At 55.1% G+C, this 11,228-nt stretch carries 7 protein-coding genes; 2 read left to right on the top strand and 5 right to left on the bottom strand.

What is annotated here, in order from left to right:
- From B2R48_RS01775 to B2R48_RS01765, 3 genes are all read right to left on the bottom strand, one after another.
- On the bottom strand, window positions 1–1,271 hold a 1,271-nt coding region (locus B2R48_RS01775; protein ID WP_296997073.1), incomplete at its 3' end, for an efflux RND transporter permease subunit.
- Window positions 1,272–1,307: 36 nt separating this feature from the next.
- Window positions 1,308–2,483 (bottom strand): efflux RND transporter periplasmic adaptor subunit, encoded by a 1,176-nt coding sequence (locus B2R48_RS01770; protein ID WP_296997071.1) that lies wholly within the window; start codon window positions 2,481–2,483, stop codon window positions 1,308–1,310.
- Window positions 2,484–2,618: 135 nt separating this feature from the next.
- On the bottom strand, window positions 2,619–3,257 hold the full coding sequence (locus B2R48_RS01765) for a TetR/AcrR family transcriptional regulator (protein ID WP_296997068.1): 639 nt from the start codon (window positions 3,255–3,257) through the stop codon (window positions 2,619–2,621).
- A 501-nt stretch (window positions 3,258–3,758) separates the two neighbouring features.
- Between B2R48_RS01765 and B2R48_RS01760 the strand changes: the two genes are divergently transcribed.
- Window positions 3,759–4,412, top strand: coding sequence for a hypothetical protein (locus B2R48_RS01760; RefSeq protein WP_296997066.1), 654 nt, complete (start codon window positions 3,759–3,761; stop codon window positions 4,410–4,412).
- A gap of 73 nt (window positions 4,413–4,485) precedes the next feature.
- Here the strand turns inward: B2R48_RS01760 and B2R48_RS01755 are convergent, their stop codons facing one another.
- Window positions 4,486–9,321: an NAD-glutamate dehydrogenase gene (locus tag B2R48_RS01755; protein WP_296997063.1), complete on the bottom strand. Its 4,836-nt coding sequence runs from the start codon at window positions 9,319–9,321 to the stop codon at window positions 4,486–4,488.
- A gap of 366 nt (window positions 9,322–9,687) precedes the next feature.
- Between B2R48_RS01755 and fabI the strand changes: the two genes are divergently transcribed.
- Window positions 9,688–10,446, top strand: a complete 759-nt coding sequence (gene fabI, locus B2R48_RS01750; protein ID WP_296997060.1) for an enoyl-ACP reductase FabI — start codon at window positions 9,688–9,690, stop codon at window positions 10,444–10,446.
- An 8-nt stretch (window positions 10,447–10,454) separates the two neighbouring features.
- Here fabI and B2R48_RS01745 read toward each other — a convergent pair whose 3' ends face one another.
- Window positions 10,455–11,096 carry a DUF488 family protein gene (locus B2R48_RS01745; RefSeq protein ID WP_296997058.1) on the bottom strand — a complete coding sequence of 214 codons (642 nt, stop codon included), beginning with the start codon at window positions 11,094–11,096 and terminating at the stop codon, window positions 10,455–10,457.
- Window positions 11,097–11,228 lie beyond the last annotated feature (132 nt).

Genomic DNA, 11,228 nt, shown 5'->3' with positions numbered 1-11,228 from the left:
ATGTTACGTTCGACGTTTTCGACCACGACAATCGCGTCATCAACCACAATCCCGATGGCCAAAATCAAACCAAACAACGACAGCACGTTGATCGAGAAGCCCATCAACAGCATCAGCGCGAAGGTACCAATGATTGATACCGGCACGGCCAGCAACGGAATGATCGACGCACGCCACGTCTGCAAGAAGACGGTGACCACGACAACAACAAGCGCAACTGCTTCGAGCAGGGTCATGATCACCGACTTGATCGAGCCGCGCACAAACACGGTCGGGTCGTAAACGATGGAATAATCCAGATCTTCGGGGAAGCCCTGTTTGAGTTCTTCCATCGTCGCGCGGACGTTGCTTGAAATATCGAGCGCGTTCGAGCCCGGTGATGCAAAGATCGGGATCGCGACCGCAGGCTTGTTATCAAGCAGGGAACGCAGCGCATATTGCTGGGCTTCCATTTCAACACGGGCAACATCGCCCAGACGTGTGACGGTACCATCCGCTTCGCGTTTGACGATGATGTTTTCGAATTCTTCCGGGCTTTCCAAACGACCACTGATATTGATCGGCAGCTGGAACTGTACGCCGCTGTCATAGGGCGCGCCCCCGATAATCCCGGCGGCGACCTGTACGTTCTGGCTTTGGATGGCCGAAACCACTTCGCCCGCCGTCAGGTTGCGTTCGGCAACCTTGTCGGGGTTGAGCCAGACGCGCATCGCGTAATCGCCCGACCCAAACAGTCCGACCTGCCCGACACCGGTGATACGTGCCAGACGGTCACGCACATTCAGTGTCGCGTAGTTGCGCAGATACAGCATGTCATAGCGTTCATTGGGGGAACGCAAATGGACAACCATGGTCAGATCCGGTGAACGCTTGGACACCGTTACGCCAAGCTGGCGTACGATATCAGGCAAGCGCGGTTCGGCCTGCGACACACGGTTCTGGATTTTTTGCTGGGCCAGATCGGGGTCGGTTCCGATTTCAAAGGTCACGGTAAGTGACAGATTGCCATCGGTGGTGGCAAGCGAGTTGATATAAAGCATCCCCTCGACCCCGTTGATTTGTTCTTCAAGCGGGGATGCGACAGTGTCGGATATTTCGGCGGGGTTGGCGCCGGGGAATTTGGCTTCGACAACGATCGACGGCGGGACGACTTCCGGATACTCGGAGATCGGCAAACGCCACATGGCAATCAGGCCTGCCAACAATATCAGGACGGACAGAACACCGGCAAAGATCGGGCGATCCACGAAAAGTCTGGACAAATTTTGCATGACAGTCAGCCTTGCTTACGTGCGGCTCCGCATCCCTCAGGATGCAGAGGCCTGCAGGATTTCAGGGGCGACCGCCATGCCGGGGCGGACTTTCATGATGCCGTTGACAATCACCAGCTCGCCGACCTCAAGACCAGATGAAATGATCCGCTTGCCGTCAAGCTCGGCACCCAGCGTAACCTGGCGATAGGCAACGGTATTGTCGGGGGCTACGACATAAACGAATTTACGATCCTGATCGGTGCTGATCGCTTCGGGCGAGATCATGATGACGTCGTTCTCGCCAAGGGTGCCGACTTCAAGGCTGGCAAAGGTGCCCGGTATCAGGCTGCCATCAAGATTGTCGAAAAGTGCGCGCGTCCGGATGGTGCCGGTGCGGGCATCGATCCGGTTGTCGAAGCTGTGCACATGTCCGGAAATCTGACGCCCGTTCGACAGGGTCATGTTGACCGGAATGTGTTGCGCGGCATCGTCAATCTTGCCGCTATCGCCAAGGCTGGCAAAGAAGGTCTGCTCATCCAGATCAAAGTCGGCATAGATCTTGTCGGTCGAGACGATGGTGGTCAGAACCGGCGCATTGGCACCGGCATTAACCTGATTGCCGACAGTAAGCTCCACACGGCTGACGCGGCCGTCAATCGGCGCCTTGACATAGGCGTGGTCAAGTTCGATCTCTGCCAGCTCAAGCTTTGCCTTTGTGCGGCTGACATCGCTTTGCGCGACCTGATAAGCACTTAAACGCTCGTCATAGACGCGCTTTGATACTGTGCCGTTCGAGACGAGCTTTTCCGCGCGTTCCTTTTCCTTTGCCGCCAATGACAGGTTCTGACGGGCAGCGGCAAGCTCGGCGCGGGCTTCATCGACGGCGGCCTGATAGCTGCGCGGATCAATGACCGCAAGAATGTCCCCCTTTTTGACCTGCTGACCATCTTCAAAGCGGATTTCGACAATTGCGCCGCTGACCTGCGGGCGCAGCTGAACTTCCTCCACCGCGCTCAGGCGGCCGGAAAAGTTGCTCCAGAGGCGGACAGACTGGCTTTTGACACCCGATACGGTTACCGGTGTTGCCGGGGGTGCGGGTTGTTCCGTTTGAGCCGCGACCTCATCAGCGGCGGAACCGGTGATATGCAGGCCATATCCACCGGCGGCAACGGCCAGCGCCATGACAGCTGCCGGCAGCAAAATTTTGCGTTTTGATCGAGACTGCATCATTCCATCTTCCAAATAGGTTACGCCGCGCACTCGCGGCCCGTTTGAAAGAAGGATGGATACCGATCGGTATGTTTGCAAGTAAATTTAGAGAAAAATTTTCTTTTCCTTCTCTAAATTCGGAAGTTCAGCAGGGTATCAGGCAGCATCCTCACCCTTCACATCCCTGTATTTGCACTGCAAATTAAGGATGCGGCAGATGCCGGTACGGATATCAGACCGAACGGTATCAATATCCTTGAAAACCTGGCCATATGTCAGCAGGCCGTGAACAAACTGGAAAATCAGGCGCGCCAGAGTCGCGACATCGCCGTCTTCGGCGAGCATGCCTTCGCCTTTCAGACCGCGCACCATGGAGGCCAGGTATTTGATATGCTCTTCGGCCAGCTCACGCGAACAGTTCTGGATGGCGACATCTTCCGGCCCGACCTGACCACCGGCGGTAAAGATCGGGCATACGCAGACTTCGCTTTCGCCAGGAACCGTATTGAATTCCTGTTTGTTGCACATCAGCTCGATATAGCCGTTCAACTGCTCAAGCGGCGAAACATCGGGTGAAAAGATGGCGCGAAGCTCACCCTTGCCTTTTTCCCAATGATGACGTGCGGCTGCGACAAACAGCTCCGCCTTGCTGTCAAAGTGATGATAGAACGCGCCCTTTGTCACACCGGCATGCTTGCACACATCACTGACACCCACATCGTGATAGCTCCGCGTTGCCAGCAGCTCCATGGCTGTTTCAAGCAGCTTGATCCGGGTTTCTTCTGCGTTCCTCATAACCTTTACCTGTCCTTTTTGTATAAGCCAGATATACATACCGGTTGGTATTTTTCAAGAAATACCCCGCTAATATTGTAAATAGGTCATATGAACGTGGCAGCTAAATGACAGGATTTCATTTTGTTTCTGTGGCTTAGCACAAGGCATGCAGAACCGTCATTTCAGCCGATGAACCGGTATGTTACGACCCAGTTTCGCTCTGATTGGAGAGCACACCCATGCCAATGCCACATGCGGATTCCACATTTAGAGACGCACTGGTAGAGACGCACTGGGCAATTTTGGACCAATCATTCCACAAATGTATATACGCACTAGCCCAAGGTGTGGGAAGTTTGTGCCCTTTAAACGCCTGATATGGCGTGATTTTCCATCCGCGCGATTTGCCGTGACGGCGGCTTGGTGCGGATATCCAAGGCTTTTCAATCCACACAGCAAAATGGCCCTCAAGTTGCTTGGATGATCCCCCGCGGGGATTCGAGCATCAGGAGAAACATAATGATCAATATTAATGGGCAATACTCGCTGGTCGGGGCGCAGTTGCTGACGCCGCCACGCCCGATAGACAACCAGACCGGTGAATATAGCGATGACTATTCCGTCGAAGAATGGAAAGCACTCTGGAAAGAACGCCAGGCAGAATTCAGCCAGACCCAAAAAACGGCCGAGAACAACCTTAAAAACTGGCTGGATGAACATGCCGATACCGAGGTAACGCGCGCGTTTTACCTTGATGGGCAGCTGACCGCCGTTTTTGGCAGTGATAACGCCAAGATCTCGAACGGCATGAACTACGCGTTTGAATACAGTACAGCCAAGAATGATGGCGAGAAACTGGGTCTGACGGGTGATGAGCTTGATGAATTCGTCGAGACCCGCGTGGAAAATGAGCTTCGCCGGAAGTATGGCGACCGCCTGACCGTCACCCAAGGCGACGCCGACACCATGGGCACAATGGCGGATTATCGCGAGGAGCTGTTTGGCGGCAGTCGCTGGCCAGCAGCCGAAAACATGCCCCAACAGCCCGAGATTGACTGGAACGCGCCCTCGCCCGTCGAAGCGGGGACATGGCAGGGACCGATCCGCAACATCGACAACGACATGTATGTCGAAATGGTCCGCACCGCGTTTGAAGCCGACCAACAACAATGAAAGAAGGGCGCCAACAATTGGCGCCCTTCGCTTCTTTGGTCACTATTGGGCAATTGCCCGGGCAACGCCCTGATCACGCCCCGGTCAGGGCCCGGATCTGGCGGTTTGCGACTGTGATCATGGCAAGATCGATCTGACCGGCCGAGCGCAGCTCATTGATCAGATCATCGCACCGCGCACAGCCGCGCTGGCGATCCTGAACCCAGATATCAAGCAGATCAGATCCTGATGTGCCTTTCTTACCTGCTGCGAGAACCGAACGGGTCAGTTCGCGCTGATGGCCAAACAGGTCATCAATCACAGCTGCGCGGGCCAGTTTCTGCCAATAGGTATCGGCTTCGATGGACTCGGCAGCGGAACGCATCAGACCCAGCTGGAAGCGTGCACCGACCGCGAAGTAGGTCGCAGACACTTCGATCACGTCGCGTCCGGTTGCCTCTGCGATGCGGACCACATCACAGATGGCAACCATTTGCGCAGCTGATGCCACCCGCCACGCGATGTCTTCGGGGACACCCTGTGCGACGAGTGATTTAGACTTGTCTGCCAGCGCCTTGCGGGCAGCGGCGTCCTCGGGCACGATTTCCTCGAAGCATGCGATGACCTTGGAAACCGCCGGGCGGAACATTTCGATCTTGGCACCGACATTAAGTTCCTCGCAATTGCGCAGGAACCAAAGGGTCACATCGTTTACCATGCGATTGATTTCGCGGAACATGCTGGTCTGCAGCTTGGCCAGCACGACGTTATCAAGCGCCTCGATGCCGTCCCACAAGTCGCGAAGCCCGAAGACCGCACGCGTGATCAGATAACCACGCGACACATCAACTGCCGACATGCCGGTGGCTTCCATCATGTCATGGACAAAGGTGCCACCAACCCGGTTGACCAGGCTGTTGGTCGCCACGGTTGCGATAATTTCACGTCTCAAACGATGGTTCGAAATCGCATCGGCGTATTTTTTGCGCAATGCCGTCGGGAAATAACGCACCAGTTCCTCGACCAGAACCGGATCATCGGGCAAATCGGACTCAAGAATTTCGTCATAGAGCCACAATTTCGCATAGGGCATGAGAACCGAGACTTCCGGACGCGTCAGGCCCTCATGCGCATTGGCACGACGGGTAAGTTCCTCGTCATCGGGAAGATATTCGATTTCGCGGTTCAGTCGCCCTTCACGTTCCAGCATGCGGATCAAGCGGACCTGTGCATCAAGGATATCGGCACTTTCCGCATCGGCATTCGAGATCGCCTGGCTTTGCAGATAGTTATCGCGCAGCACCAGATCGCCGACCTCATCAGTCATATCGACCAGCAACTTGTTACGCTGCTTCTCGGTCATATCGCCCGCCGCGACCACTTCGCCCACAAGGATCTTGATATTGACCTCGTGGTCCGAGCAGTTCACGCCCGCCGCGTTATCAATTGCATCGGTATTGAGGCGACCACCAACATGCGCATATTCAATACGGCCCCGCTGGGTCGCGCCAAGGTTGGCCCCCTCGCCGACGACCTTTGCGCGGACTTCGCGACCATTGATGCGGATGGCATCGTTGGCCCGGTCACCGGCATCGGCGTTGGTTTCAACACTGGACTTGATATAGGTCCCGATACCGCCAAACCACAGAAGTTCGACGTCGGACTTCAGGATGGCCTTCATCATCTCAGCCGGGGTGATCTTGCCACTGCCAAGCCCCAGCACCTTGCGGACTTCGGGTGACGGATCAAGGGTCTTGGCCTTGCGATCAAAGATATCCCCGCCCTTTGACAGGGTTTTCTTGTCATAGTCGGCCCAGCTGGAACGCGGCATCTCAAACAGGCGTTTGCGCTCGGCAAAGCTTTTGACCGGGTCCGGGTCCGGATCGACAAAGATGTGCATGTGGTTAAAGGCAGCCACAAGCTTGATCTGTTCGGACAGCAACATACCGTTGCCAAACACATCGCCCGACATATCGCCAACACCCGCTACGGTAAACGGCGTGGTCTGGATGTTCTTGCCCATTTCGCGGAAGTGGCGCTTGACCGACTCCCACGCACCACGGGCGGTAATGCCCATTTTCTTGTGGTCATAGCCCTGCGAGCCACCCGAGGCAAAGGCATCATCAAGCCAGAAGCCATAATCACGCGCGACACCATTGGCGATGTCCGAAAATGTCGCCGTGCCCTTGTCGGCCGCGACAACCAGATAGGGATCATCATCATCCAGACGGCGGACACGTTTGGGTGCCACGATTTCACCGGCAACGATATTATCGGTGATATCAAGCATCCCGCTCATCAGGGTTTTATAGCAGGCGATGCCTTCTTCAAGGAACGCTTCACGCGTGCCATCGACCGGCGGGCGTTTGACAACAAAGCCGCCCTTGGAGCCGACCGGCACGATCACCGCATTCTTGACCATCTGGGCTTTGACCAGACCGAGGATTTCGGTGCGGAAATCTTCCTGACGGTCTGACCAGCGAATGCCGCCACGCGCGACCGGACCGCCGCGCAGGTGAACGGCTTCGACCCTGGGGGAATAGACAAAGATTTCACGCCACGGCCGGGGCAGCGGCAAATCTTCGATCATGCCGGAGTTAAATTTGACCGACAGATAGGATTTCGGATGTCCATCCGCGTCATACTGGAAGAAGTTGGTGCGGAGCGTTGCTTGCACGAGGTTAAGGAAGGCCCGCAAGATGCGATCTTCGTCCGGGTTCATCACGTCTTCAAGACGGCTGATGATATCGGCTTCAATTGCCTCGACCTCGGAGGTCTGATCTGCATCGCGATCCGGATCAAAGCGCGCCACAAACAGCGATACAAGGGCTGATGCCAGTGCCGGGTTATTGGCAAGGGTCTTGGCCATATAGGCCTGCGAGAAGGCAGACCCCGTCTGGCGGGTGTAGCGCGCATAGGCACGCAGGATCACCACTTCGCGCCAATGCAGGTTGCCCAGAAGGACAAGACGGTTGAAGGCATCATTTTCAACCTCGCCATGCCAGATACGGACAAACAGCTCCTGGAACTTGTTGCGCACGTCATGGAGGCTGAATTCGCCGTCGACCTCTACCCCGAAATCATGAATACGGACATCGGTATCAACATCACGCGGACTGACCGTGAACGGGTTCTCTGTGATGACCTTAAGGCCCATGTTTTCAAGCATGGGCAGGACATCCGAGAGCGGCACAGGTGCGCCGGGATTATAGATCTTGAAGCGCAGCTCGTTCTCGGCGGCTTCGATCGGGCGATACAGGTTCACCCGCAAGTCACTGGCATTAATGACTTCTTCGATGCGTTCGATATCAAGTTCGGCACTTTCGACCGTGAAACGTTCACGATAATCGGTCGAGAAGCTTTCACCATAGCGACGATGTAGCGCCAAACCGCGTTCCTCGCCCAGTTCACGGACAAGAACCTGACGCAGGGTATCGGACCAGTCACGGGCCGCTTCGACCAGTTGGCGTTCAATATTGGGCACGCTGTATTCGGGCAGCTCCCCCGGATTGGTTTTGACCAGCAGATGCAAACGCGCAAGCGGGCTGTCCCCGATCAGGGTGTAGTGGGCGGTGACCTTGCCATCAAAGGCATTTTCAATCACCGCCTGGAACTTCAGACGCAGCTTGGTGGTAAAGCGATCACGCGGACAGAACAGCTGGCAGGAGACAAACCGCTCAAAGGCATCGCGGCGCACGAACAGTGCGATACGCTGGCGCTCCTGAAGGTGCAGGATGCCCATGCACGTATGATACAGATCATCCAGATCAACCTGGAAAAGCTCATCACGCGGATAGGTTTCAAGGATATTGACCAGCGCCTTGCCATCGTGACTTGCTGGCGGGAAGCCAGCACGTTTGATCGTTTCGGCCAGTTTCATCCGCAGAAGCGGGATAAGGCGCGGGCTGAGGTTATAGGCGACCGAGGTAAACAGACCGACAAACAGGTGCTGCCCAACCACCTTGCCCTTGGCGTCGAACTGTTTGACGACAATCGTATCAAGATGCACTGAACGGTGGACGGTCGATTGCTTGTTGGCCTTGGTCACCATCAACAGGTTTGGCTTGGTGACGAAGTCCTGAACTTCTGGCGACAGGTTGCCGATCTGGCGCAGCTCGTCAAAGACGTGGGTTCCCTCACGCGACAGAATGCCGAGCTGATTTTTTACCTCAACATCGACCTGGGACTTTTTGCCACCGCTTTTGAAGCGGTATTCCCGATACCCCAGGAAGGTGAAGTGATCATTATGCAGCCAACCAAGGAAATCCTGTACTTCGCGGCGGTCATCATCGGACGCATCTGCCTTGATCTCGCCGATTTCATCAAGAACATCGGTGACCTTTTTAAGCATCGGCTGCCAGTCACGCACGGCAAGCGCGACGTCTGTCAGGCAGTTTTCAAGCCGATCATGAACCTTTGCGAGCACGTTCTTGTCGGTCTGTTCGTCGATTTCGACATGCATGACCGATTCACGCGGATCGTTGGTTTCCTCAACACCGGCAACACGCTGCAAATCACCATTGTCATCACGCGCAATGCGCATGATCGGGTGAATGACAAGATGCACCGTCAGATCAAGTTCATGCAGGGCGGCTGTCACCGAGTCCACCAGAAACGGCATGTCGGTATTGTTGATTTCGATCACGGTGTGATCAGACGTCCAGCCATGTTCTTCAAGATCGGGGTTATAGACCCTTATCTTGGCGGTATCTGCCGCAGGGCGCTTTTGCGCAAATTTGTATAGTGTGAGTGCCGCGCCATAAAGCGAGTCGACAGATCGACCCGCCATGTCGTCAGGCGGAACATCCTTATAAAAAAGGCGAACGAATGCTTCTGCATCCTTCGCCATTTCGCCAGACATTCGCTGATGGATTTTCTCGACAACCTTGTCGATGACTTCCCGTTTTGGGTCGCCGTTTCGGGCTTTCATGACCAATTTCCCTTTTTCCCGGCTCTGTTTGCCAGAACCGAAACACCGATCTTTGCGACCGGTGCAACACACCACTGATTTTGCTTTATTTGGGACGTAGAGCGGGATTTTCCATCATGAAGGCACCTGAAAACCCCGCGCGCCCGTAAGCCTACACATAACGGATCATCTGCCTAAAAACTATGCTTCTGCACAAAAAAAATTCATTTAACCAACAGACTAGCATGTAACCGCAAAATCATCGACAAGGCGTGATTGTCACAGAATTTTGCACTTTTTTGCAGCGCAAAACCCGGTACACTTTGAAAGACGACCCATTTTACCGGTTACTTCGCAGTCGCACATGATCCGAAAAGGAACAGCAACATGCTTGAAGGCAAAAAAGGGCTGATCGTCGGAATTGCCAATGAAATGTCCATCGCCTGGGGATGTGCCCGCGTTTTCAAACGCGAAGGCGCAGAGCTTGCCGTGACCTACCTTAACGACAAGGCCAGACGATTTGTCGAACCATTGGCCCGGGAAATTGATGCGCCAATCTTTGCCCCGCTTGACGTCCGCGAACAGGCACAGGAAGACGCGCTGTTTGCCGAAATAGAACAGAAATGGGGAAAGCTTGATTTTATCCTGCATTCCATCGCCTTTGCCCCGGCAGATGACCTTCATGGACGTGTCGTCGATTGTTCGCGCGACGGGTTTATGGCGGCGATGGATATTTCATGCCATTCCTTTGCACGACTTGCCAAACGGTCAGAACCGCTCATGCGTGATGGCGGCGCGCTTCTGACCGTGACGTATATGGGGTCAGAACGGGTCATTGATCATTACGGCGTCATGGGCCCGGTCAAGGCAGCACTGGAAAGCATGACCCGTTATATGGCTGCCGAACTTGGCCCCAAGGGTATTCGTTGCCATGCGATTTCACCCGGCCCGCTTTTGACCCGTGCGGCCTCCGGAATTGCCGAATTTCAGCACCTGATGGACAAAGCCACAGATCGTGCGCCGTCGCATCGTCTGGTCACCATTGATGAAATCGGCGAACTGGCAGCGTTTCTTGCCAGTGATCGGGCCAAATCATTGACCGGCGATGTTGTCCATATTGATGGTGGCTACAACATCATGGGCTAGGCGGCACGTTAGCGCCGCTTGATCGCGTCATCAGCCTTGGGAGCAACGCGCTTGATCTGACGGGCAAGTGCCAGCTTGATCTCGGCATCCGGGTCTGGTTCCGCAGCAACAAACAGATCGGGTGCATCCCCGCCATTGATCGCAATCATGCGTGCATCGGTTTCGGACTGGGCTTCAACCCGCCCATCGACCAGATGGTGCAAATCAAAGCCGGCATCCTTTAAAGCCGGGGCAATCAGAAGGGTGCGATGACAGTCCAGCGGGTCCTTCTCGGCACACATCAGGCAGATTCGGTATTTCCCTGCCCCGGCCACAAGCCGTTCAATGCCCGATTTGAAGTCAGACCGCTCTGCCATCAGGCCATAATCAAGCTGCCCGTCGGGATAAAGTTCAGGCATTTGCGGCTTTCCGCCCATCACATCGCCCATAAAGACATAAGCAATGCCATTTTCCCGCAGGAACGGTCCGAAGCTATCGGAGTCAAAGGCCGTCCAGTAGCTTGATCTCTTGAAGGTCCGGATATCGGCAACAGCGGTAATACCGTGCGCTCTAAACAGGGCAAGCAAACTTTCCCTGTCGTGGCCAGCATAGCCAACAGTGTAGATGATGCGCCCGGACAATGGGGATTTATCGGCGGTCAGATCAGACATACCCAGAACACACGACAAAACGCATTTTCTTGCAAGCAAGAACGGTCAGGAGTCTTGATCCAAAAACAAAAAGACCGCCCCGAAGGACGGCCTTTTGAAACTTTCATCATGGAGCGGGCGAAGAGATTCGAA

The organism is Thalassospira sp. UBA848, assembly GCF_002295455.1.
GTDB lineage: Bacteria > Pseudomonadota > Alphaproteobacteria > Rhodospirillales > Thalassospiraceae > Thalassospira.
Note: the sequence above shows the minus strand (reverse complement) of the source record. Positions and strands in the feature narration are given on the sequence as shown.

Bases quoted from the DNA above. Each gene is read 5' to 3' on its own strand.
- B2R48_RS01745 (WP_296997058.1), bottom strand. From the start codon at position 11,096: ATGTCTGATCTGACCGCCGATAAATCCCCATTGTCCGGGCGCATCATC.
- B2R48_RS01760 (WP_296997066.1), top strand. From the start codon at position 3,759: ATGATCAATATTAATGGGCAATACTCGCTGGTCGGGGCGCAGTTGCTG.
- fabI (WP_296997060.1), top strand. From the start codon at position 9,688: ATGCTTGAAGGCAAAAAAGGGCTGATCGTCGGAATTGCCAATGAAATG.
- B2R48_RS01770 (WP_296997071.1), bottom strand. From the start codon at position 2,483: ATGATGCAGTCTCGATCAAAACGCAAAATTTTGCTGCCGGCAGCTGTC.
- B2R48_RS01755 (WP_296997063.1), bottom strand. From the start codon at position 9,321: ATGAAAGCCCGAAACGGCGACCCAAAACGGGAAGTCATCGACAAGGTT.
- B2R48_RS01765 (WP_296997068.1), bottom strand. From the start codon at position 3,257: ATGAGGAACGCAGAAGAAACCCGGATCAAGCTGCTTGAAACAGCCATG.